This is a genomic window from Cognatishimia sp., assembly GCF_049116455.1.
In the GTDB taxonomy this organism is placed as follows: Bacteria; Pseudomonadota; Alphaproteobacteria; order Rhodobacterales; family Rhodobacteraceae; genus Cognatishimia.
In genome coordinates this window covers 553,608-575,004 of the sequence record NZ_JAGDYW010000001.1, presented here as the reverse complement: position 1 = coordinate 575,004, position 21,397 = coordinate 553,608, and the positions used below count along the sequence as shown (strand labels likewise).

At 54.1% G+C, this 21,397-nt stretch carries 22 protein-coding genes; 11 read left to right on the top strand and 11 right to left on the bottom strand.

Annotation, left to right across the window (positions count from 1 at the left end; genetic code table 11):
- Positions 1-100 precede the first annotated feature (100 nt).
- Positions 101-844, top strand: coding sequence for a glutamine amidotransferase (locus JXQ85_RS02800; protein ID WP_421747327.1), 744 nt, complete (start codon positions 101-103; stop codon positions 842-844).
- On the opposite strand, the gene JXQ85_RS02795 is transcribed toward JXQ85_RS02800, so the two are convergent.
- The 3 genes from JXQ85_RS02795 to JXQ85_RS02785 all read right to left on the bottom strand — a co-directional run bounded on the left by JXQ85_RS02795 (position 841) and on the right by JXQ85_RS02785 (position 4,616).
- Entirely contained in the window at positions 841-1,623 is a 783-nt protein-coding gene (locus JXQ85_RS02795; RefSeq protein WP_421747326.1) for a 3'(2'),5'-bisphosphate nucleotidase CysQ, read from the bottom strand. The two genes, JXQ85_RS02800 and JXQ85_RS02795, sit on opposite strands and share 4 nt — an antisense overlap.
- The gene (locus tag JXQ85_RS02790; RefSeq protein ID WP_421747325.1) at positions 1,610-2,956 is read right to left on the bottom strand and encodes a TldD/PmbA family protein; all 1,347 of its coding nucleotides are present in this window, start codon (positions 2,954-2,956) and stop codon (positions 1,610-1,612) included. The genes JXQ85_RS02795 and JXQ85_RS02790 overlap by 14 nt, the downstream gene beginning before the upstream one ends.
- 151 nt (positions 2,957-3,107) lie before the next feature.
- Complete coding sequence (locus tag JXQ85_RS02785; RefSeq protein ID WP_421747324.1) at positions 3,108-4,616, bottom strand: hypothetical protein; 1,509 nt, start codon at positions 4,614-4,616, stop codon at positions 3,108-3,110.
- Positions 4,617-4,746: 130 nt separating this feature from the next.
- Between JXQ85_RS02785 and JXQ85_RS02780 the strand changes: the two genes are divergently transcribed.
- A complete protein-coding gene (locus tag JXQ85_RS02780) occupies positions 4,747-5,499 on the top strand; it encodes an SDR family oxidoreductase (protein ID WP_421747323.1) in 753 nt (250 codons plus the stop codon).
- The gene (locus JXQ85_RS02775; RefSeq protein ID WP_421747322.1) at positions 5,496-6,104 is read left to right on the top strand and encodes an enoyl-CoA hydratase/isomerase family protein; all 609 of its coding nucleotides are present in this window, start codon (positions 5,496-5,498) and stop codon (positions 6,102-6,104) included. The genes JXQ85_RS02780 and JXQ85_RS02775 overlap by 4 nt, the downstream gene beginning before the upstream one ends.
- Positions 6,105-6,314: 210 nt before the next feature.
- Here JXQ85_RS02775 and JXQ85_RS02770 read toward each other — a convergent pair whose 3' ends face one another.
- From JXQ85_RS02770 to JXQ85_RS02760, 3 genes are all read right to left on the bottom strand, one after another.
- Positions 6,315-7,424 carry a site-specific DNA-methyltransferase gene (locus JXQ85_RS02770; protein ID WP_421747321.1) on the bottom strand — a complete coding sequence of 370 codons (1,110 nt, stop codon included), beginning with the start codon at positions 7,422-7,424 and terminating at the stop codon, positions 6,315-6,317.
- 121 nt (positions 7,425-7,545) lie between these two features.
- The gene (locus JXQ85_RS02765) at positions 7,546-8,178 is read right to left on the bottom strand and encodes a ribonuclease HII (RefSeq protein WP_421747320.1); all 633 of its coding nucleotides are present in this window, start codon (positions 8,176-8,178) and stop codon (positions 7,546-7,548) included.
- A 132-nt stretch (positions 8,179-8,310) separates the two neighbouring features.
- Positions 8,311-8,754 (bottom strand): hypothetical protein, encoded by a 444-nt coding sequence (locus tag JXQ85_RS02760; RefSeq protein ID WP_421747319.1) that lies wholly within the window; start codon positions 8,752-8,754, stop codon positions 8,311-8,313.
- A gap of 187 nt (positions 8,755-8,941) precedes the next feature.
- Here JXQ85_RS02760 and JXQ85_RS02755 point away from each other — a divergent pair, with 187 nt between their 5' ends.
- Together JXQ85_RS02755 and JXQ85_RS02750 are read left to right on the top strand one after the other, a co-directional pair.
- Positions 8,942-9,244, top strand: coding sequence for a hypothetical protein (locus tag JXQ85_RS02755; RefSeq protein WP_421747318.1), 303 nt, complete (start codon positions 8,942-8,944; stop codon positions 9,242-9,244).
- The gene (locus tag JXQ85_RS02750; RefSeq protein ID WP_421747317.1) at positions 9,216-9,920 is read left to right on the top strand and encodes a hypothetical protein; all 705 of its coding nucleotides are present in this window, start codon (positions 9,216-9,218) and stop codon (positions 9,918-9,920) included. The genes JXQ85_RS02755 and JXQ85_RS02750 overlap by 29 nt, the downstream gene beginning before the upstream one ends.
- A gap of 33 nt (positions 9,921-9,953) precedes the next feature.
- Here JXQ85_RS02750 and arfB read toward each other — a convergent pair whose 3' ends face one another.
- The 5 genes from arfB to JXQ85_RS02725 form a co-directional block, all read right to left on the bottom strand.
- Positions 9,954-10,373 carry an alternative ribosome rescue aminoacyl-tRNA hydrolase ArfB gene (gene arfB, locus JXQ85_RS02745; protein ID WP_421747316.1) on the bottom strand — a complete coding sequence of 140 codons (420 nt, stop codon included), beginning with the start codon at positions 10,371-10,373 and terminating at the stop codon, positions 9,954-9,956.
- Between the two features lie 379 nt (positions 10,374-10,752).
- On the bottom strand, positions 10,753-11,643 hold the full coding sequence (locus tag JXQ85_RS02740) for an esterase-like activity of phytase family protein (protein WP_421747315.1): 891 nt from the start codon (positions 11,641-11,643) through the stop codon (positions 10,753-10,755).
- Entirely contained in the window at positions 11,616-12,536 is a 921-nt protein-coding gene (gene mepA, locus JXQ85_RS02735) for a penicillin-insensitive murein endopeptidase (RefSeq protein WP_421747314.1), read from the bottom strand. The genes JXQ85_RS02740 and mepA overlap by 28 nt, the downstream gene beginning before the upstream one ends.
- A complete protein-coding gene (locus JXQ85_RS02730) occupies positions 12,512-13,885 on the bottom strand; it encodes an MFS transporter (protein ID WP_421747313.1) in 1,374 nt (457 codons plus the stop codon). The genes mepA and JXQ85_RS02730 overlap by 25 nt, the downstream gene beginning before the upstream one ends.
- 65 nt (positions 13,886-13,950) lie before the next feature.
- On the bottom strand, positions 13,951-14,514 hold the full coding sequence (locus tag JXQ85_RS02725) for an acyl-CoA thioesterase (protein WP_421747312.1): 564 nt from the start codon (positions 14,512-14,514) through the stop codon (positions 13,951-13,953).
- 161 nt (positions 14,515-14,675) lie between these two features.
- Here JXQ85_RS02725 and JXQ85_RS02720 point away from each other — a divergent pair, with 161 nt between their 5' ends.
- From JXQ85_RS02720 to tdh, 6 genes are all read left to right on the top strand, one after another.
- Positions 14,676-14,933, top strand: coding sequence for a YggT family protein (locus JXQ85_RS02720; RefSeq protein WP_421747467.1), 258 nt, complete (start codon positions 14,676-14,678; stop codon positions 14,931-14,933).
- A gap of 76 nt (positions 14,934-15,009) precedes the next feature.
- Positions 15,010-17,046 (top strand): DNA helicase RecQ, encoded by a 2,037-nt coding sequence (gene recQ, locus JXQ85_RS02715; RefSeq protein ID WP_421747311.1) that lies wholly within the window; start codon positions 15,010-15,012, stop codon positions 17,044-17,046.
- A 30-nt stretch (positions 17,047-17,076) separates the two neighbouring features.
- Positions 17,077-17,856, top strand: a complete 780-nt coding sequence (gene yaaA, locus JXQ85_RS02710; RefSeq protein WP_421747310.1) for a peroxide stress protein YaaA — start codon at positions 17,077-17,079, stop codon at positions 17,854-17,856.
- A 31-nt stretch (positions 17,857-17,887) separates the two neighbouring features.
- Entirely contained in the window at positions 17,888-18,451 is a 564-nt protein-coding gene (locus tag JXQ85_RS02705; RefSeq protein WP_421747309.1) for a helix-turn-helix domain-containing protein, read from the top strand.
- Positions 18,452-18,829: 378 nt separating this feature from the next.
- Positions 18,830-20,017: a glycine C-acetyltransferase gene (locus JXQ85_RS02700; RefSeq protein ID WP_421747308.1), complete on the top strand. Its 1,188-nt coding sequence runs from the start codon at positions 18,830-18,832 to the stop codon at positions 20,015-20,017.
- A 26-nt stretch (positions 20,018-20,043) separates the two neighbouring features.
- Positions 20,044-21,072 carry an L-threonine 3-dehydrogenase gene (gene tdh, locus JXQ85_RS02695; protein ID WP_421747466.1) on the top strand — a complete coding sequence of 343 codons (1,029 nt, stop codon included), beginning with the start codon at positions 20,044-20,046 and terminating at the stop codon, positions 21,070-21,072.
- The last annotated feature ends 325 nt before the right edge of the window (positions 21,073-21,397 follow it).

The following is a 21,397-nucleotide window of genomic DNA, read 5'->3' as shown; positions in this document are numbered from 1 at the left end:
AACTATGGACTTCGCCCATGCCCCACAAGAGGCATCCTGCCCCGTTGACCTTGCTTTTCGGATCAGGCACCAATTCAACACCAAATATATGAGCCTGAAGATGAAGCCATTTCTAATCCTGCAATTACGCCCGGAACAAGAAGCCAGCGATAGCGAATATGCTGCCATCTTGGCGAAAGCTGGCCTGTTTGAACAGAATGCGCATCGCATACAGTTGAACAAAGAAGATTTGCCCTCAGGATTGCGACTGGACGATTATTCCGGTGTCATTGTCGGGGGTGGCCCAGGCTGTGTCAGTGACGCTCCTGAACAGAAAACCAAGATCGAAGCCAAAATTGAAGCGGCTATTCTCAACTTAATGCCTGATATCACCGCACGTGATTTTCCTTTCCTTGGATGCTGCTATGGCATCGGTGTTTTGGGGCATCACCTGGGTAAAGTCGTGAACAAAGAAAACTATTCTGAACCAGTTGGAACGGCAGATTGTTCTTTGACGAGTGAGGGTAAGGTTGATCCAGTCTTGGCTGGATTGCCACACTCATTTGAGGCCTTCGTGGGCCACAAAGAAGCAATGCAACATTTGCCTGAAGGCTGCACACACCTCGTGTCGGCCCCGAGCTGCCCGTATCAAATGGTGCGCTATGGCCAAAACGTCTATGCGACCCAGTTTCATCCAGAAGCGGATGCCGGTGAATTTGAAGTTCGCATTGGGATCTACAAACACAAGGGCTATTTCCCACCGGAAGAAGCTTCGACATTGGTCGACATGTGCCGGGCTGCAAACGTATACGCACCAGAAAAAATTCTGCGCAACTTTGTTGAGCGCTATAAGCAATCAGCCTAACGCAAAGCGCCCAGCACCTCGCGATGTAAAGGTGCATTCGCGGCCAACATTCCCGCCTGTCGCGGATCAGGATTGTTAAATTGCAGCGCGACACCCATTTTGTCAGAAGTATGAGCCCCAGCTTCCTGCACAATGATATTGCCAGCCGCAATATCCCACTCCCATGAGGGGCGCAGTGTGACCATGGCATCAAATCGTCCTTCGGCCACCAATGATAATCGGTAGGCTATGGATGGGCGATGGCTGCGCTTAAAATCTGGCAACACCGTCCAATTGCGTTCTTCCATCACAGGCTTGGCAACCAAGACTGAAGCCCGCGCCAGATCAGATTGGTCGCTTGGCTGCATCGGCTCACCGTTCAGCGCAGCCCCGGCACCCAAAGCCCCAGTGTACATTTTGTTCCGCAATGGCAGAAATACGACCCCTGCAACGACTTTCCCTTTTTCTGCTATGGCTATTGAATGTGCCCAGGTTTGGCTGCCTTCAATAAAGCTACGCGTGCCATCAATCGGATCCACGATGAACACACGATCCTTATGCAGTCTGTCGCTGTCCGGAGGAGATTCTTCACTTAACCAGCCATAGTCAGGCCTTGCTGCCTTCAACTCAGCCTCAAGCATGCGATTGACCGCTAAATCAGCCTCTGTCACTGGCCCGGCCCCATCAGGCTTGTCCCAGATTTCTGGGTCCGCATTCGAATACGGCGTCGCTATTCGGCCCGCCTCTTGGGCGGCCTCAATTAAAAGCTGTAGGTCGGCTGAGTAATCATTGCCCGGCAAGGGTCATTCCTTCGACAAGCAAAGACGGCACCACGCGCGACAGGTGCCCCCGTGCATCATTGGCTGGCACAATGCTGCGCAGCATATCGCGCAGATTGCCAGCAATCGTGCATTCGTTGACGGCATAGGTGATCTCGCCATTTTCGATCCAAAGACCTGCCGCGCCACGTGAATAATCGCCAGTATTCGGGTTGATGGTCGAACCAATCATCGAGGTCACCAGTAAGCCGGTTCCCATATCTTTGATCAGATCTTCTCGCGTCTTTTGGCCTTGGGTCAGAGCCACATTCCAGGTGCTCGGAGACGGTGGACCACCAACGCCACGCGCCGCATTCCCTGTGCTTTCGAGGCCCAATTTGCGCGCATTGGCCAAGTCTAATGTCCATCCTGTCAGTGTGCCATCATCTACGATGGCACGACGCTGGGTGGCCAAGCCTTCCGCATCAAATGGCCGAGACCCGGACACACGTGCGCGATAGGGGTCTTCGATCAACGATATCCCTTTTGGCAACACATCCTCGCCCAAAGCGTTCAACAACCAAGATGATCCGCGCGCAATCGCGGCGCCGTTCACTGCACCAAGCAAGTGGCCAATCAATGAACTCGAAATACGTTCGTCAAACAGAACCGGATAGGCTCCGGTTGGGGGTTGCTTGGCACCTTGGCGTGCCAAGGCACGCTCTGCAGCACTGCGCCCAATTTCCTCAGGGTCGCGCAAATCGGCTTGGAAAATGCGGCCATCCCCGTCGTGATCCCGCTCCATCTCGGCACCAGTACCCGCGATGGCGACACAGGATGTGCCGCGATCCGTACGTGCATAGGCTCCCGAAAAACCATTACTTGCCGCCAACTGAACCTGCGTTTCACCATAGCCCGCAGAAGCAGCCTGAACCTGTGAGATTCCTGCAACTTCGAGTGCTGCAGCCTCCGCAGCAGCAGCATCAGCCTGCAGAGCCTCAGGATCAGGTTCCGGAGTAGGATCGGCCAGTTCTAAGGCCTCAATATCCCACTGCGTTGCCAATTGTGCTGCATCAGCCAAACCCACATAGGGATCTTCGGGTGCTTCTTTCGCCATTGCGACAGCGCGTTCAGCCATCGTGCGAATGGTTTCTGGATGGGTATCAGAGGCAGACACATTGGCTTGACGTTTGCCAATCATCACCCGAAGGCCGATGTCAGTGGCTTCAGAGCGTTCCGCGTGCTCAAGCGCACCACCACGCACATCAATTGACACCGACGTACCGCGCAACGCCATCGCATCTGCCGCATCCGCGCCAGCGCGTTTTGCAGCATCGATCAACTGGCTGGTCAGGTCATCTAAGTTCTGGGTCATCCCGCCTCCTTTGATCCTACGATGAAGTGACGAGGATCGTTTCTATTCAGGTAGACCGCGCAAGGAGCCAAAGCAAGGTTTGCCACCCAACAGAAACAATAAGGGCCGCCCAAAATCACATTGGGCGGCCCTCGCGTGAATAATACGCGTTTTACTTCAAGCGCTGACCATTGGCCAAAACATGGCCCTGCTCGTTCACTTCGATCCGAGAGTTCAACTCGTCTTCAGCGGGTCCAGGTGTTGCAAACAGACCCATCATCATACGTGCGCCCATAGCCTCTTCCTGGCCAACAAACCCCATTTCGATGACCTTATCCAGCAAGCCATTGCCGCCCAGTAGGCGGAAATCGGCAGCGCCCATTGGGCGTGGCATGCCGTCAAAGCTATCCAAATCGGAATTATCGAAGGTGAAATCGCCACTACCGGTCAATTCTGCACCTGCAACTTCAACAACCAAATCGGTCAATGTCAGCGCAGTCAGTTCACCTGGGAATTCTTCGCTATCCTCAATTGCCGGATCGATCAGGTCTTTGAAGAGACGTGTTTTACCGTCTAGCGCAAAGCTAACGGTCGCAGGATCGCGCGGTAGAATTGCGGATGGATCAAAGATGTTCCACAGCATTTCTGGAACCGACAGGCCCCCAAATGTCAGACCCAGCGCAAAATCTTGCTCTTCTTCTGAAGCCGACAAAGGCATGACAAACTCATACCCGATCTCTTCCATCTGGAAAGCAACCGGGAATGGGATATCACCCCCAGCAAGGTTCACAGACAAATCAGTGCTTCCGCCCAGATATTCAACACCGTCACCGGAGAACGCCACTTCCAGTTCACCTGGACCAGAGGAGGTCTCGATATTCATCGGCTGGCCATCTTCGACCACTGTCATCTGAAAGGTCGACCCGTTCTGACGGAAGGTGCCATCCATGGCAAAGCCGGCATCAAAGAAGGCCACTGTGTCTTCTGGATCTACACCGACCGGTATGACTCCGCCGCCACTGAACTGCAGCCCATCTAGCGCGCCGGTCATCACAACGTTCGCGTCCTCTGCGGTGTCCACAACACGCAATTCGTAATTGATGCCCTGAGCTGTCATCGACTGATCAACTTCGCGTACATCACCGACTATCATTGTCGACTGACCCACAAGATTGTCCATGCTGATCACCACTTGCAGATCATCAGGCGCATCGCCTTCGACGTTGAAATCAGCAAGCTCAAAGGCCAGACCCGATGCCGTGTAGGCATAAGTCATATTCTCTGGATCGCCGGATACGATGGTCGACATGCCGGTCATGGTCATTGCCACTGTGATATCTACAACTTCGCCATCCGGGCCTTCGACATCGATCTCCATAGTCGAAAGCTCGGGCATTCCCACAGAAACCGTCCCATCGCCATGATCGGTGAATGTCAGCTCTGGCATTTTCATCGCCACGGTGCCTTCGGCGTCAGGCACATCCATGGACATCACAACATCGGCGACAGTCAATGTGTCACCGGATCGGCTTTCGGTGCCGGTCACGGCATAGCCCACATCCTGCATGTAGGCCTTCCAGTCTTCCCAGACCTCTTGGCCTGTCACATCAGCAAAGCTGGCACTTGCGGTAAAAACACAGGCCAACGCGGTGGCCCCACTTAATTGAGTCCAACGAGACATCCCGAACCCTTCCCAAAATGAATTTCCTATTAAACTTCGGGACTCTACCCCGCCGGGTCAAGGGGCAAGGGGTAGACCAATGCAAATCCCATGGCTACCAATGTGCCAAATCCAATTTCAGGAGGTCACAATGACCGATATGCAGGGAAAAACCGTACTGATCACGGGCGCCAGCCGCGGCATTGGCGCGGCCACCGCGCGAGTTTTCGCCGATGCTGGTGCAAATGTAGCGCTTGTGGCACGTAGCGAGGAAGCGATTGCCAACCTCACCGCTGAAATCGGTCCCAAAGCGATTGCGATTCCCTGTGATGTCAGCCGCTTCTGGGAAATGGAAAAAGCTGTGGCGGCCTGTGTCGATACCTTCGGTGGGATCGATGTTCTGATCAACAATGCGGCCTTGTTAGACCCTATTTCACATCTGTCTGAAGCCAACCCAGAAGAATGGGGCCACTTGCTCGATGTGAACGTGAAAGGTGTGTTCAACGGCATGCGCGCCGCGATGCCATGGATGATTGAAAATGGGGGCGGTACAATTCTAACAATCGGTTCGGGCGCTGCCAAAACGGCCTATGAAGGTTGGGGAGCATATTGCGCCTCGAAAGCCGCGGCCTTGATGCTCACCCACACTATTCACAACGAAGCACATGCCAAAGGGATCCGCGCGATTAGCCTCTCCCCAGGGACCGTCGCAACGCAAATGCAGCGTGATATCAAAGCCAGTGGCATGAACCCGGTGTCAGAGCTCGAATGGGGAGACCACGTACCACCCGAATGGCCTGCCAAAACCCTGTTGTGGATGTGCAGCCGCGAAGCCGACGATCAGTGCGGCTCAGAAATCAGCCTACGGGACGAAACCATCCGACAGAAGGCTGGCTTGATTTGATCCACCTCGACAAAGAAGACAACGGGCTTTGGATTGTCACCATTGACCGCCCTGAAAAAGCGAACTCTCTAACCGAGGAGATGCTTTCCACTCTGGCCGACATCGCCGAGCACGCCGCGGAAGCGCGCGCTGTAATTTTCACAGGCAAAGGAAAGGTTTTTAGCGCGGGTGCGGACCTGGATGAAGCCCGTAAAGGACTCGCGACCAGCCCGGTGTGGGAGCGACTATCAACAGCGGTTGCAAACCTTCCGTGCATGACGATTGCGGCGCTCAACGGGACTCTCGCCGGTGGGGCAAATGGGCTTGCGCTGGCGTGTGATCTACGGATCGCCGTTCAAACGACCAAGGTCTTTTATCCGGTCATGAAACTCGGCTTTCTGCCCCAACCGTCTGATCCGATCCGGATGAGTGCGCTCATTGGCCCCGCCCGAACAAAACTTATTTTGATGGGGGGTCAGAAAATTCCCGCTGATGATGCTCTAAGCTTTGGCCTCATTGACCGCATAGTTGCGCCCGATGACCTGATGCCTACAGCTCGAACTCTGGTCGAAGATACACTCAATGCCCCACTGGAGATCGCTCTGGGTATCAAATCCATGTGCTAATAGGTCTTCCTTCTTTGCCCCAATACTCTGGGTGAATGGCGCTGCGTACCAGAGGGGCAAAGCCCCTAAATCCCAACAACCAAAAAAGCCCCGCCAATGGCGGGGCAAGGTATGATGCCTTGTGTAAGTCAGTCCACAGGCACCGGCGGTACCTCGGTTCATGGTCGGGATGACTAGCATCCCGCCATAGGTATCCTGTCTACTGAAGGCTTAGTTTGGGCGCGCCATTTCCTCACGGATTTCCTGACGCAGAAGGTCGATAGGAACCTTCTTACCCTCTTTCTTATAAGTCCAATAGGTCCAGCCATTACAGCTTGGCGCGCCTTCATAGGCTGCCCCAACTTGATGGATTGACCCTTTAACGTCTTTGCCAACGAGCGTGCCGTCGGCGCGCACTTTCGCTTTGTAGCGGCCGTTCATCGATGTCAGTTCTTCGCCAGGACGCAGCATGCCGCGCTCGACGAGCTGACCAAAAGGGACACGCGGTTGCGCCCTTTTGGATGTGGAAACTTCCAGAGCTTCCTTGTCAAATTTCTTGATCGCCTTGATGCGCTTTTCAGCCACTTCGCGATAAGCTTCTTCGCGTTCAATACCAATGAACTCACGGCCCAGCATTTTTGCAACCGCACCTGTGGTACCCGTGCCAAAGAATGGATCCAGAACCACATCACCCGGATTGGTCGAACCAATCAGAACACGATGCAGCAAGCTCTCTGGTTTTTGCGTCGGATGTGCTTTTTCGCCATCTTCGTTTTTCAAACGCTCATGACCTGTGCAGATTGGCAGCACCCAGTCAGACCGCATCTGAACACCTTCGTTCAGGGCCTTCAGCGCATCATAGTTGAACGTATACTTGGATCCTTCAGATTTGGACGCCCAAATCATGGTCTCATGTGCGTTGGTAAACCGCTTGCCGCGGAAGTTCGGCATCGGATTGGACTTGCGCCAGACCACATCGTTCAAAATCCAGAAGCCTTGGTTCTGTAGCTCGGCCCCCATGCGAAACACATTGTGGTAGCTGCCGATCATCCAAATCGCACCGGTTGGCTTCAGCAGACGACGTGCCGCCGCGAGCCATTCACGGGTGAATTTGTCATAGGCCGCAAAGGACGAAAACTGATCCCACTCATCGTCAACGGCATCCACTTTGGAGTTGTCCGGACGGTGCAAATCACCTTTGAGCTGCAAATTGTAGGGAGGATCCGCGAAAATCAAATCGACGGAGTTTTCCGGCAGACTGTTCATCACTTCGATGCAATCGCCGCCAAGGATCGTGTTTAAAGGGAGCGCTGCCGCGCCCTTTTTCTTAGGTTTCGTCATGTTACTGCCTCAGTAGAGTAGGCGGATTTTTCCGCTCATTTTTTGCAACCTGGCGCTTATGCGCTCTTTGGTTATCCACAGGATCAACGAAACTGGATTCGAGGTCAATTTATATTTTGAATCAGGATGTTATGTTTTTTCCTTGATACAATATGTTGTGTATGGGTCTGAATGAACGCCGATGATGTGGTGTTATCCCCAGCCTGTGGATAGCTTCGCGATGCTCTTTCGTCGGATATCCGGCGTTTCTCTCCCACCCATATCCGGGAAACTGTTGCGCCAAGGACTCCATCATTTGGTCGCGCCTTATTTTCGCCACAATCGAAGCCGCTGAAATTGAAACACTTTTTGCATCCCCCTTCACAATTCCTTCGGCAGGAATGTTCAGGCCTTTCGGGATAAATTTGCCATCCACCAACGCATAATCCGGTAAAGACCTTAGGTCATGAACAGCCCGTTGCATGGCCAATAAGCTGGCTTGCAAGATGTTGATGTCGTCTATCTCTTCGACGGAGGCTTCGCCAAAGCCAACATCAGCCACTTCCAAAATCTGCTCATAGAGCGTCTCGCGGCGTTTGACCCCCAATTTCTTAGAATCATTCAGCCCCTCAGGAATGCGGTCGGGGTCCAGAACCACAGCGGCGGCCATCACCGGGCCGGCCAAGGGCCCACGTCCAACTTCGTCGACACCCACGACAGAGGTCGCCCCTCTGAAAATCGCGAGCTTTTCTAATTCATAATCAGGCTTTGTCATGGCCACCCACAAAGCGCATAGCCAACCAGCTCGCAAGAAAAAACCGACGCCGGGACGGGCGTCGGTTTCTCAGAGCAGCCGGTTTCGATTTATCTGGGGATGCAATCAGGCCGCTCTGTGCTCGACATCAAATTAGCTAGATTGCAAATAGTAACCCGCTTGGCGCAGACATCTGACGTGGTAGCCGCGACGCACACCATTATCGGTGCGGGCTTTCACACGGCAGTGCTCTGGCAGGCGGTGCGCATGGCGATAGTTGTTATGCAGGCATTTTTTACCCAACATCCGAATCCGGCCTTCCCATGTGTGATGAACACGCAAACATGACGCGGGCAACGCTTTGCGATGTGGACGCGAGACCGGCTTCGGCTTTTTAACAGGTTTGGGTTTATAGACCGGTGCTGCTTTTGCATCGGAATCGCTGATAGCTTTCCCAATAATAATCAGCGCGGTCGCTCCGAACAGGAACTTTGCGAGGTCATCATTGCCAGCCTTCGCAGGAGATGCGGTTGCTAGAGAAATTCCAGTCACCGTCACTGCGGCGATCAGGATCGATTTGATAAAGGTACGTGACATGGCGCAATGCCTTTCGTGTGAAGTGATTCCGTACTCGCCAAAGTTCAGAACAGGTGGCGAAGGTGATGAACTCACACTGGCCCACCCCACAAAAGTCAGGCAATAACGCCCCCTTGTTATCCAATAACAGCACCCGAAACGCCTGTTGTTATTGAATATCTCACCATTTCACAGCAGAGTGATTGACATGAGAAAACACGCCATCATAACGCTTTCCGCGCTTTGCCTTTCAATGGGCCTGAGCCTCGCGACGCCCGCAATGGCTCAGGATTGCTATGCGGATTACAAAGCCAAACAGAATGACCCTCTGCGCCTGCACTACGGCGTCGCCGAGGTCAGCGGCGCTTGCAAAAAGGCAAACGCACAACAGCAACTCAAACCCCGTCTGGCATCAGATGGTTGGGTTTTGCTGAATGTTCTGTCAGTCTTTGATCAATCCGGACTTGAAGGAAGGAAAGCCGATGCAGGAGCATTCTACCTCCGCTATTGAGGCCCGCCAGATCGGCAGCCGCGTGGTCACGCTTGGCATCATCGCCATCGTGGCCATTTTGCTTGGTGCGGGCGCGGTGCTTCTGCTGACCCTGCCAGATGCAAATGCCTTTAATGCCCGCGTGGAAAATCTGTTTGTTGAAAACGACGATCTAACCACGCAGGCCGAGTTGAAGCTTTTGGAAATTCTCGCCCAGTCCGGCACCAGCTTTGCAGAAATCTTGTCGAGCTACCGCATGGTGATCTTTGTGCTGCTGATCTTTGCCACCGGTATGATGATTGCCGCGCTGATCTTTCTGGTGATGTTGATCACCATGAACCGTCGCATGGCGCAGATTGAACGGTCTGGCATTCAGGTGAACTCTCTGCTGATCAGCCGGGACGAGAAAAAGGTCTATCTGAATAACATGGGCTTTAAACTGACCGATGCGGCAATGGAGACCATGTCTGTTCTGGCAGAGGCCCGCATGGATGATGAGGTCATGACCGGTGTTGCAATCGAGGCAATGATTTCTGGCAAGATCGAATCCGACTGTGAAGAAGCAGCCGGAGCCACGCGGATCAAACGGTTGCGGGACAGTTTAGGCAATCAGATGGTTAGTGAGTTGTTGGTGAAGAACATTGCGCGGCGAGGCTATATGCTGGGAATCGATAAGGACGTGATTAAGGTTCTCTAAGACAGAGGCCCGCGTCCGCAGCACAAGCTAAGTTCAATCATCCCGCACCTTCCCGCGCAGCGCCTTCACTTCTCCGCGTTCCTTTTTAGACTTCAAGCGCCGCTGCTTGCTGCCATAGGTCGGTTTGGTGGCAATTCGGCGTTTGGGCTTGTGCAGCGCTTTCTGGATCAACTCGATCAGTCTTTCACGGGCCAAATCGCGATTGCGGGCTTGGCTGCGGGTTTCATCACATTGGATGATCAACGCACCCTCTTTGGTCCAGCGTCGACCTGCCAACTTCCGAAGCCGCGCTTTCACCTGAGGGGTTAGGCTCGGAGATCGTTCAGCCTCAAAGCGCAACTCAACCGATGTCGAAACTTTATTCACATTCTGACCACCCGGCCCAGAGGCGCGCACGAACTGTTCGGTCAGTTCCCAATCCTGAATTGTGATGGTCTCATTGATCTCAAGCATGGGGGCAGAATGATCGATTTAAGGGCAAACGAAAAGGGCTGTTCCACGCGCGGGAACAGCCCTTCGAGATTTGAGGAGGTGCGCCGGTTAGGCGGTCACCAATTTGGGTCTTAAGTCAGTTAAGGTTTGCCCTAACTGCAATCCTCCCAAACTGTTCCGACACCGTTCTCCATTCCTTCTCTAGACAATGGGCACCTCCTTTCAATAATTTCGCGTACCTTCAGCCTGCCACAGAATTTCTGTATGTCAAAACAAAATCATGTGGTTTTTTGTGAAGGTTTCGCAAAATGCTGCGTATCGCCATAAGATTAACCAGAGCTTAAGCACGGCTTAATCCGGCGGTTACATTGAACCGCTTTCAATCAAATGACGGGCCCCACTAAAGTTCAGAGGGGACCCTGTATTCAACGACCTCGGTGCGTTGATAAAACAAAAAGTTGTCGTCCGAGATCATCGTCAGGCGCACATCATCATCGCCATCTTGCCAAACCGCCAACCCTTCTAGGTTGTCATGGGTGCCTGTCCCTGTGAGCAACAGCATTTCTTCGCCTGTCACCTGCCCGCTTGAAACATCAAACCGTCGAACCCGCGTCCGAAAGCCAATCCCATTGAACTTCCTTTCCAGCAGATAAAACCGCCCGTCCGGGCCAAAATCCGCCCCCACAGGTCTAAACCCATTTCGTGCAGAAATCGTAAAAGCCTGCGCCCAGCGTCCATTTTCGAACCGGTAAACAGGCAAATCATCCCATGCATCCGTTGGCGTTTCCGCTAGGGTATAAAGCCTGTTTTGTTCATCAATCGCCAGCGCCTCAAGCGAGCCATTACGCTCCATTTTTAGAAAATCCGCATGGCGTTTTAACGCGGTGCCGCGCCCGCCCGATTTGCGGTAGGCAAAAACCTGATGGCGTCCTTCAAAGGAAATGAAACGGCGTCCCTCGGCGTTAATCGCAAGGCCCTCCGTGTCACGTTGATATTCCTTTTTGATCACACCCTGCTTATCTTGAACCGCCTCAAATGACGCATGTTGGACGGATTGGATCACACCATCGTCTCGCAAAAACGAGCCTGCAACCAATGTTCCGCTGTCCGTCAGTGCCGTAAATTCGGCACCATCAGGCGTCACTTCAATGGCTGAAAATCCGCCAAACCAATCCTCGGATTGATCCCATTTCACAGCAGATACCAACTGGGCTGCACCTTTGGGCGTGGCACTGACTTGCCAGCCAATAACCAAAGCTGCGCCTAACGCGATTGCAATACGTTTATACATTGGTTGGGCAGGTCCGCGATGGTCAGTTCTTTACGAGGTTTTGGCTTGGGCGCATTTGGATCGCGCGGTTTTGGGGGCGGTGGGTTCAAAATGTCATGAACCCATCTTTCAGCATCTTTGCAACCATCCCCTGCCGGCGGTGGCGCTTGGTTAACACAACCCGCTGCCCCATCTGGGCAACTTAGGCGTACATGGAAATGATAGTGGTGTCCCCACCATGGGCGAATTTTGCGCAAGTAGCTGCGGTCGCCCTTCTCATCCTTGCACATCTGCACCTTGGCACCTGGAAAGACAAAAATGCGCGCCGTTCGTGGATCCTGAGCCGCCGCTTTCAAAATAGCATGATGCTGTTTGGTCCAGCTGCTGTTTACGTAGGCCCCATTAGATCGACGCATACTGATCGAGCTGATCGCTTCTCGCTCGGCCCGTGTTAGGTCCAAACGTTTGGGCGGCAGCATCCAAATATCAACATCCATACCAATCTGATGGCTCCGGTGCCCTGTCAGCATCGGCCCACCCCGCGGCTGGCTGATGTCGCCAATATAAAGGCCTTCCCAGCCGGATTGACGCGCTGCTTTGGCAGATAGCTTTTGGATGAAATCAACAGTCTCTGGATGACCCCAATTCCGGTTCCGCGACAAGCGCATCGCCTGCCATGTTGGCCCGGTTTCTGGCAGCATAGCACCACCGGCCATACAGCCCTTAGCATAGCTGCCAAATGGCACCGACGATTGCGCCGATCCCTGCTGATGCGCGCCGAACAACTGTTTGGCTTCAACGCCCTGCATCGCAGCAGGAATCGCCTGCCGCGTCGACACACGCGTCGTTTCTGTTTCGGACTTACACGCCGTAAGAGCGGCCAATAGGCCTATGGCTGCGAGGATGCGTCCCATTCTGCTCGGTCCCCCTCTGGTTTGACCCAGAATAACAGGACAAACCCTAAAAGGAAGAGAACGATCAAAGGAGTAATGCCAATCTGCTGGCTTCCGCTTATCGAGGTCACAATACCAATCGACAAAGGCGCGATGAAACCCGTGGCCTTTCCTGCCAAAGCATAAAGACCAAAGGCTTCCGTCATATGCGCAGGATCTGCCTGTCGGACCATCATGGTTCGGCTTGCGGATTGTACGACGCCCCCAGCGGCGCCAATCAAGATACCGATCACATAAAAGGCTATGTCAGGTAGCTTTGACGTTTCTGATACTGCGAGCCCCAAAACGCCCTCACGCGAAATAAAGACAATCGAAACCGAGACAGCCAATAGAACTAAAATGCAAAATGCAATCACCGGACGTGGGCCAAGCCGTTGATCCATGCGGCCGCCAATGACGGCGAAAACCGCACCAGAGATAATCGCAAGGATCGCAAACTGCCCCACCTGAGGTACGCTCCAGCCCAACACACCCGCCGCGTAGATCCCGCCAAAAGCATAGATGCCGTTAAGCCCATCCCGGTAGAACATTGAACTGCCCAAATAGGCAAATCGAGACGGCGTTTGAGGCAGATTGCGCACCGTGGTTTTCACACGACCCAGCGCCTGGGTCATTGTGATCGATTGACCTGATGCAGGCCGCGCATCACGCACCCAAAGGAAGAAAGGGATCATAAAGACTGCAAACCAAATTGCGGTCAAAGGCCCGACGGCCCGCGTACCTTCGCGCGCAGCACCATCCAGTAAACCAAATGCCGGCGAAAGCCCCAGCATGGTTTTACCGGTTTCTGCATTCTCAGCCAAAAACACGAGCATGATGATCAACGTAATCAACCCACCTAGGTAGCCAAAAGCCCAACCGTTGCCTGATATTCGGCCGATCTCCTCTTTCGTGCCCAAGTCGGGCAGCATAGCGTTGGTGAAGATCGTTGCGAACTCCATCCCAAAGAGACCGATCGCAAAAAACACCAATGTTAGGGTCAAATTAAAACTGTCAGGTGCGGCCATCCAAAGCCCCGCCGAGCCGACCACATACATCAGTGAAAACAGCCAGATCCAGCGCATGCGCCGACCAGAACTGTCTGCCGCCGCCCCCAAAATTGGCGCCATCAAAGCAATCACAATCCCAGCAAGACCTACGCCCCAGCCCCAAGCCGCCTGTGCAGCGGCTCCGCTTCCCATCAGCTCTTTCACGTAGGGTGCAAAAATAAAGGTCAACAAAAGCGTGGCAAAAGGTTGGCTGGCCCAGTCGAAAAAGAACCAACCCCAGATGCGGCGTTTGGTAGATAAAGCAGTTGATGATGCGGTCATGACAGTCCCCGATAACTAAGACGACTTAGACAGGGGCTTGTGAACTTCGCAAGTGTTTCGTCGGACTAAGCCGCCTTCTTGGCCAATTCAAAACTGTCCTGCATCGGAGGCCACGGGCGCATGTCCTCGGCTTTGAGCCATTGCTTGACCCACTCTGGCGCCACTGGCGACGCGCCTTCGTACCCTAGCTCTTGGACAACAAGCTCTGGATTCACGATTCCCGACTTACCTGTGACAGCAGTCCGAAACACCGCGTGGTTTGCGCATTCACCGTTCTTTTTCCAAATCGACTGCTCGACATATAAAAACTTATCGTCCCAAAACAGACCCCGGCTGCGCATTTCGAATTTTTCGAACGGCCGAATACGGCGGCGATAGCGCACAACGCTGCCAGCAACGGTCAGCCCCCAGCCTTTGCGCTGGAGCGCATCCATCAGCCCGACACGCACACCCATCGGGATGCGGCCAAGGTCATACATCGTCAGGGTGCGCCCGTTGTTCAGCTCCATCCACATATCGATGTCCTGTGGCCAGCAGCGATGGCTGGACACATGAGTGGCATCAATAGCCATTTTCGGCAGGGCTTTGGCGCGTTGCCAGCCCCAGATCATGCGTAGATACGGGTACATGGGCGATCTCCTATCGCCAGTAAGTCAGATTGACCATGGGTCAGGTCAACTGATGACTCAGCATGACCTCGCGGCATCTTGTGATTTGACGTCGCGACGCTTAACTGTGTGCCCAGGAAATCAAAGGAGTGATCGCCGTGGCCGCAATTGGTGCCCTTTTTATGCTCGTGCTGAATGCAGTGTTCTTCATCATGTTGATCCACATCATCATGAGCTGGCTGATCAACTTTAATGTCCTGAACCTGCATCAGCAGCTGGTCAGCCAAATCTGGTACGGGTTGAACCGCCTGCTGGAGCCGATCTATCGCCCGGTTCGCAATATCCTGCCAAATACCAACCCGCTGGACCTGGCTCCATTGGTGGTCTTCATTCTTGTGATCTGGCTGCGTGATTTTGTCGTGCCTGGGATCTTTTTCTAAGTCCATTAACCTTGCCGCAACCGGCGGTATGTGATTCATTTCCTGCTAAAGAGCAGACTTCATCGCAGGAAATTTCATGGCCGCCGCATCGCTTTTGCGCGACATCTTTGGGTTTGACGGGTTTCGCCCCGGCCAAGAAGAGATCGTGGATGCCGTCGCCGCAGGTCAAAACGTCTTAGCGATCATGCCTACTGGCGGCGGTAAGTCGCTTTGCTATCAGCTCCCCGCATTAATGCGCGATGGGATCACGGTTGTGATCTCCCCACTGATTGCCTTGATGCGCGATCAAGTGCGTGCGCTGCGCGAGGCTGGCGTTGAAGCTGGCGCTCTGACCTCCGGTAATACCGAAGAAGAAACAGCCGCTGTCTGGGAGGCTATCGAAACCGGTCGCCTGAAGCTCTTGTATATCGCGCCAGAGCGCCTGGCCTCTGGCGCAGCCCTTGGCATGTTGCGCCGCATAGGTGTTTCGATGATTGCCGTCGATGAAGCCCATTGCGTCAGCCAATGGGGCCATGACTTCCGCCCAGACTATTTGCGCATCGGAGAATTGCGCCGCGCTCTGGATGTGCCTGTCGCAGCCTTCACTGCGACGGCCGACAAAGAAACCCAAGAAGAGATCATTCAACGCCTCTTTGAAGGGGAAACACCTGAAACTTTCCTGCACGGCTTTGATCGCCCCAATATCCATCTTGCCTTTGGGGCCAAAGACAGTCCGCGCAAACAAATCCTTGATTTTGCCGCCGCCCGCAAAGGGCAATCGGGCATCGTCTATTGCGGCACACGCGCCAAAACCGAAGCTTTGGCGAAAGCTTTGCGCGATGCGGGGCATTCCGCGGATCATTACCATGGTGGCATGGACCCGGATGATCGCCGTTGGGTCGAAACACGTTTTCAGCGCGAGGACGGATTGATTGTGGTGGCCACCGTTGCCTTCGGCATGGGCATCGACAAGCCTGATATTCGCTGGGTCGCCCACGCCGATCTGCCGAAATCCATCGAAAGCTACTATCAGGAAATTGGCCGTGCCGGGCGCGACGGCGCACCTGCCGAAACCCTAACGCTGTTTGGCCCCGAAGACATCCGCCTGCGTCGCTCTCAAATTGACGAAGGACTCGCACCACCAGAACGCCGCGCTGCCGACCATGCCCGCCTGAATGCCTTGCTAGGATTGGCCGAAGCTCTGCATTGCCGCCGCTCGACTTTGTTGCGGTACTTTGGCGAAACCCAAGTCACCTGCGGGAAATGCGACCTATGTGACACGCCAGCCGAGGTGTTTGACGGTACGGAAGGGGTGCGTAAGGCGCTTTCGGCGATCTTACGCACTGGGGAATGGTTTGGCTCTGGTCATTTGATCGATGTGCTTTTGGGCCATGACACCGACCGCATGCGCCAAAAGGGGCATGATGCGCTGCCGACGTTTGGTGTTGGGAAAGAATTCGACAAACGCCAGTGGCAGGCGGTGTTCCGTCAAATGATGGGACATGATTTGATCCGCCCAGACCCTGAACGCCATGGCGCGCTGCGCATGACCGATGATGCATTGCCAATCCTGCGCGGCGAAGCTTCCATACAGTTGCGCAAAGATAGCATTCGCAAAGCGACCCGCCGCCCCGCGGTCAAAGCCATGGTGAACGAAGAAGATGCGCCGCTTTTGTCAGCCCTCAAAGCTAAACGCCGCGCATTGGCCGAAGCCGCCAAAGTCCCGGCCTATGTTATCTTCAACGACCGCACTCTGATTGAAATGGCCGAAACACGCCCCTCGTCGCTCGACGACATGGCACGGGTTGGTGGCGTTGGTGCAAAGAAGCTCGACCGCTATGGCGACGCTTTTTTAGAGGTCATCAATGGCGAAGCGGAAGCCGTACACCCAAGCCGTCGCAAACTTGCCGGTCGACAGGCCGCAGGGGTCTATGATCGCCTTCTGGAAGCCCAAGCGGATCTCGCACGTGGTCCTGAGGGCATCGATAAGCCTTTGACCTGCTCTGCTTCCCTTTTAGCAAAGGTTGCTGAAATGCGACCCAGCGACGAAGCTGCGATGCAACGGCTCCTCGGGGACAAACGTTCACAACGATTTGCGTCGGCTTTTCTGGACGTCTTGCAGAGTGCGGATTAAGTATTTCTCACCAGAGGTGAAGGAGCAGCCATGTTAGTCGTCGTTTCCCCGGCCAAGCGCCTGGATTGGGATCCTGTTGCAACCGAAACAACCACTCCGGCTCTGCATGACGAAGCCGAAAAGCTGGTGAAAACCGCACGCAACCTGACGCTGGGCAATTTGCAAAAGCTGATGGACCTGAGCCCAGATCTTGCCAAGCTGAACCGCGACCGTTTCAAAGCCTTCGAAATGGAACCTGACGCCTACGCCACTCGCCCGGCCGTGTATGCTTTTGCCGGTGACACTTACATTGGGCTTGAAGCCAAATCGCTGGATCGAGACGAGATGACTTGGGCGCAGGATCACTTGCGCATCCTTTCTGGCCTCTATGGTGTGCTACGCCCGCTGGATGCGATTCAGCCTTATCGGTTGGAGATGGGCAGCCGGCTGAAAACCCGTCGCGGAAAGAACCTTTACGAGTTCTGGCGTGATACACTGTCAAAAAACCTGAATGAGCAGGCCGAAGAGCTTGGCACCGACACTTTGGTGAATTGCGCCTCTCAGGAATATTTTGGGGCGGTCGATCTAAAGGCTCTGAAGCTGCGCGTAATCACGCCTGTCTTTATGGAACTCAAAGACGGTAAGCCAAAAATCGTCAGCTTCTTTGCAAAAAAAGCGCGCGGCAGCATGGCCCGGTATATTGTTCAAAATCGTTTGAAAGATGCCGAAGACGTTAAGAACTTCGATCTAGGTGGATATACCTTTGAACCGGACATGAGCGAAGGCGACAAATGGGTCTTCTTGCGCGACTATCCTGACGCAAAAAGTTGACACCATCCCTACAAGCGGGCAGGTCAGTGGCATGAACACCGATAGCGAAATCCTAAACCTTCTTCCGGCCCGCCTGAAAGAAGCCCGTCGTGCGCAAGGCCTGTCCTTAGATGCGGTTGCCAAACTTTCAGGCGTATCCCGCTCGATGGTCAGCCAGATCGAACGCGGCGAAAGCAGCCCGACGATTGCAACGCTCTGGAACCTGACACGCGCGCTGCAGGTGGATTTCGCGGGGCTTTTGGAAGACGGCGAAACAGCGGATCGCGTCGAAGTTCTACGTGCCGCCAACACGCCCTCCATCGAGAACCGTGGTGAAGGTTGCAACATCCGTATTCTCTCACCACCCGAAGACGCTGGGCACCACGAGCTTTATGACCTGCGGTTTTCCCGTGACGGTCAGTTGGATAGCAAGGCCCATTCGCGGGGCACCCGAGAACATCTGACGGTTATTGAAGGGCGTGTCCGAGTCGTTTCTGGCAACGCGACCGAAGAGGTCGGCACTGGCGATACCGCACGCTATGCGGCGGATGTGCCACATCGCATCGAAGCGATCAGTGGTCCGGCGCGCGCCTTGTTGGTGGTTCAAAACGCATAGCCCACTGCCTTATGGCACCTTTGAAATGTGCCATTTGCGACAGTGAACTTTTGCATACATTGGCGCGCAATCACCCCATAGGTTGTTTCGGTGTAACCCGCTGAAAAAGAATACTTTTGCATACGGATACTGCGGTGTTTCCAAACGGAAACGGACGGTGATTTTGCGGACAATTTTCTCTCGTAAAGCACTGATTTGACGTGAACCCCACACCAAAGTGTCGTTTACAGGCCTCCGAAACCGACCCACCCGGCCCCATAGTCATGTCTAAAGATCAGATCTTCCGTCATCACGGATAATTTCCGCAATAGTGCATTCCTCTATTTCGGAAATTCATCCAAGATGGTAGAAGTTGTCGCAAATGAATAGGAGAGCCCCATGTCTGATCGGTTTATCGCGCATATCAACACCACCTTGGAACAAATCGAATCCGAAGGTCTGATGAAGCGCGAGCGAATGATCACCTCCCCACAAGGGGGTGAAATTGCCGTGGGTGATCGCAAAGTGATCAACCTTTGTGCCAACAATTATCTCGGCCTTGCGGATCACCCTGACCTGATCAAAGCTGCAAAAGACGTGATGGACCCAAAAGGGTTCGGGATGGCCTCTGTCCGCTTTATCTGCGGCACACAAGACATTCACCGCGAATTAGAACAGCGCCTCGCTAAGTTCTTAAACAAAGACGACAGCATTCTCTTTGCCGCTTGCTTTGACGCCAATGGCGGCCTGTTTGAACCGCTGCTTGGACCCGAAGATGCAATTGTATCAGACAGCCTAAACCATGCCTCGATCATCGACGGCATTCGCCTGTGCAAGGCAAAACGCTACCGTTACGCAAACAATGACATGGCTGATCTGGAAGCCAAGCTGAAAGAAGCCCGCGAGGCTGACGCGCGTCATATCATGATCGCCACCGACGGTGTTTTCTCGATGGATGGGTATCTGGCGAACCTGCCAGAGGTCACTCGCATCGCAAAGGAACATGACGCTGTAGTGATGGTAGATGATTGCCACGCAACAGGTTTCATGGGTCCACGAGGCGCAGGTACGCCAGATCACTTCGGTGTGGACGTCGACATCCTGACCGGCACGCTGGGCAAAGCTCTGGGTGGCGCAATTGGTGGATACATCGCTGGCCCACAAGCCGTGATCGACCTGCTGCGCCAACGCGCACGTCCATATCTGTTTTCAAACTCCCTACCGCCATCCATCGTGGCCGCTGGCCTCGAAGCTATCCGCTTGGTCGAAGAAGGCGGTGATCTGCGCAAACAACTGTTTGAAAATGCCAACTACTGGCGCGCTGGCCTGACTGAACTAGGCTTCGACCTGCTTGAAGGCGAGCACCCTATCATCCCCGTAATGTTGGGTGACGCAAAGCTGGCACAGGCCTTTGCATCCAAAGTCTATGAAGAGGGCGTCTATGTCTCTGGCTTCTTCTTCCCAGTGGTGCCACGCGGCCAAGCCCGGATCCGCACCCAGATGAACGCGGCCCTCACGAAAGACGAACTCGACCGCGCGCTTGCGGCCTTTGGCAAAGTCGGCAGAGAATTAGGAATACTCACATGAACGCACATTTCGCACGCCCGAACCAAATGAGCGCCCTAGAGAAATCCCATCCAGAAGAAGGTCTGTGGATGGTCGAGGCCCCGGTGCCGGAAATCGCGGACAACGAAGTGCTGATCAAGGTCAACAAAACCGGCATCTGCGGCACCGACATTCACATCTGGAACTGGGATGAATGGGCCGCACACACTGTGCCGACCCCGATGATCACTGGCCACGAATTTGCCGGTGAGATCGTCGAAATGGGTAAGAACGTCAAAGGGCTGAAGATTGGCCAACGCTGTTCCGGTGAAGGCCATCTGATCGAATATGACAGTCGCCAAAGCCGGTCAGGTAAATTCCACCTCGATCCCGGCACGCGCGGTGTTGGCGTAAACGTGCAAGGGGCGTTCGCGCAGTACATGAAACTGCCTGCCTTCAACGTTGTGCCTTTACCCGACAACATCCCGGATGAAATCGGTGCGATCCTTGACCCGCTGGGCAACGCTGTCCACACCGCACTCAGCTTTGATTTGCTAGGCGAAGACGTATTGATAACTGGCGCTGGCCCAATTGGCATCATGGCGGCCGCCGTCGCGCGTCATGCGGGTGCGCGCAATGTGGTGATCACTGACGTCAATCCCGATCGCTTGAAACTGGCGGAACACGTGGTGCCGACAGTGCGCCCTGTGGATGTCACCAAAGAAGATCTGCGCGACGTCATTCCTGAACTTGGTATGAACCAAGGCTTTGACGTAGGCATGGAAATGTCCGGCAGCCAAGCAGCATTGGATCAGATGGTCGATGCTTTGGTGATGGGTGGTAAAATCGCCCTGCTGGGCATTCCGCCAGGCAAATCCCCCGTGGATTGGAGCCGGATCGTTTTCAAAGCCATCACAATCAAAGGCGTCTATGGCCGCGAGATGTTTGAGACTTGGTACAAAATGATTGCGATGCTGCAAAATGGCTTGGATGTCAGCAAGGTCATTACACATGAGTTCAATGTGAATGACTTCCGCGACGGCTTTACTGCGATGAAATCCGGACAATCCGGAAAAGTCGTTTTGAATTGGACTTAGGAATCACCACGGCGGGCCTTGGCCCGCCGGAATTCGTTCAGTAATTGAACTTTTTGAACAACGTCGATTCTCCGATACCGTTAATCAAACGGATCATGCTTGGAGTTTGCTCTTTCTGAGCATGCATAAACTTCTCGAACGCGCCGGAAGCCTGAGTTGCTGTTTGCATTTGACGTGCTTTCTGCATGTGTCACCTATTGCTTTTGCACGCCCCCACAACCTGACCGTGCAGGTTTGGGTGGAGCGAAACCTTGTGCCAAATGCGGCAGAAACCGGGATGTTTGGTTAAAGTGGGGTTAACGGAATCCGAACTGGAATAAGACCA

Bases quoted from the DNA above. Each gene is read 5' to 3' on its own strand.
- arfB (WP_421747316.1), bottom strand. From the start codon at position 10,373: ATGCTTGAGATCAATGAGACCATCACAATTCAGGATTGGGAACTGACC.
- JXQ85_RS02790 (WP_421747325.1), bottom strand. From the start codon at position 2,956: ATGACCCAGAACTTAGATGACCTGACCAGCCAGTTGATCGATGCTGCA.
- JXQ85_RS02770 (WP_421747321.1), bottom strand. From the start codon at position 7,424: ATGACGAAACCTAAGAAAAAGGGCGCGGCAGCGCTCCCTTTAAACACG.
- JXQ85_RS02785 (WP_421747324.1), bottom strand. From the start codon at position 4,616: ATGTCTCGTTGGACTCAATTAAGTGGGGCCACCGCGTTGGCCTGTGTT.
- JXQ85_RS02755 (WP_421747318.1), top strand. From the start codon at position 8,942: ATGAGAAAACACGCCATCATAACGCTTTCCGCGCTTTGCCTTTCAATG.
- JXQ85_RS02760 (WP_421747319.1), bottom strand. From the start codon at position 8,754: ATGTCACGTACCTTTATCAAATCGATCCTGATCGCCGCAGTGACGGTG.
- recQ (WP_421747311.1), top strand. From the start codon at position 15,010: ATGGCCGCCGCATCGCTTTTGCGCGACATCTTTGGGTTTGACGGGTTT.
- JXQ85_RS02705 (WP_421747309.1), top strand. From the start codon at position 17,888: ATGAACACCGATAGCGAAATCCTAAACCTTCTTCCGGCCCGCCTGAAA.
- JXQ85_RS02750 (WP_421747317.1), top strand. From the start codon at position 9,216: ATGCAGGAGCATTCTACCTCCGCTATTGAGGCCCGCCAGATCGGCAGC.
- JXQ85_RS02765 (WP_421747320.1), bottom strand. From the start codon at position 8,178: ATGACAAAGCCTGATTATGAATTAGAAAAGCTCGCGATTTTCAGAGGG.
- mepA (WP_421747314.1), bottom strand. From the start codon at position 12,536: ATGGGACGCATCCTCGCAGCCATAGGCCTATTGGCCGCTCTTACGGCG.
- JXQ85_RS02720 (WP_421747467.1), top strand. From the start codon at position 14,676: ATGCTCGTGCTGAATGCAGTGTTCTTCATCATGTTGATCCACATCATC.
- JXQ85_RS02740 (WP_421747315.1), bottom strand. From the start codon at position 11,643: ATGTATAAACGTATTGCAATCGCGTTAGGCGCAGCTTTGGTTATTGGC.
- JXQ85_RS02780 (WP_421747323.1), top strand. From the start codon at position 4,747: ATGACCGATATGCAGGGAAAAACCGTACTGATCACGGGCGCCAGCCGC.
- JXQ85_RS02725 (WP_421747312.1), bottom strand. From the start codon at position 14,514: ATGTACCCGTATCTACGCATGATCTGGGGCTGGCAACGCGCCAAAGCC.
- tdh (WP_421747466.1), top strand. From the start codon at position 20,044: ATGAGCGCCCTAGAGAAATCCCATCCAGAAGAAGGTCTGTGGATGGTC.
- JXQ85_RS02800 (WP_421747327.1), top strand. From the start codon at position 101: ATGAAGCCATTTCTAATCCTGCAATTACGCCCGGAACAAGAAGCCAGC.
- yaaA (WP_421747310.1), top strand. From the start codon at position 17,077: ATGTTAGTCGTCGTTTCCCCGGCCAAGCGCCTGGATTGGGATCCTGTT.
- JXQ85_RS02700 (WP_421747308.1), top strand. From the start codon at position 18,830: ATGTCTGATCGGTTTATCGCGCATATCAACACCACCTTGGAACAAATC.
- JXQ85_RS02730 (WP_421747313.1), bottom strand. From the start codon at position 13,885: ATGACCGCATCATCAACTGCTTTATCTACCAAACGCCGCATCTGGGGT.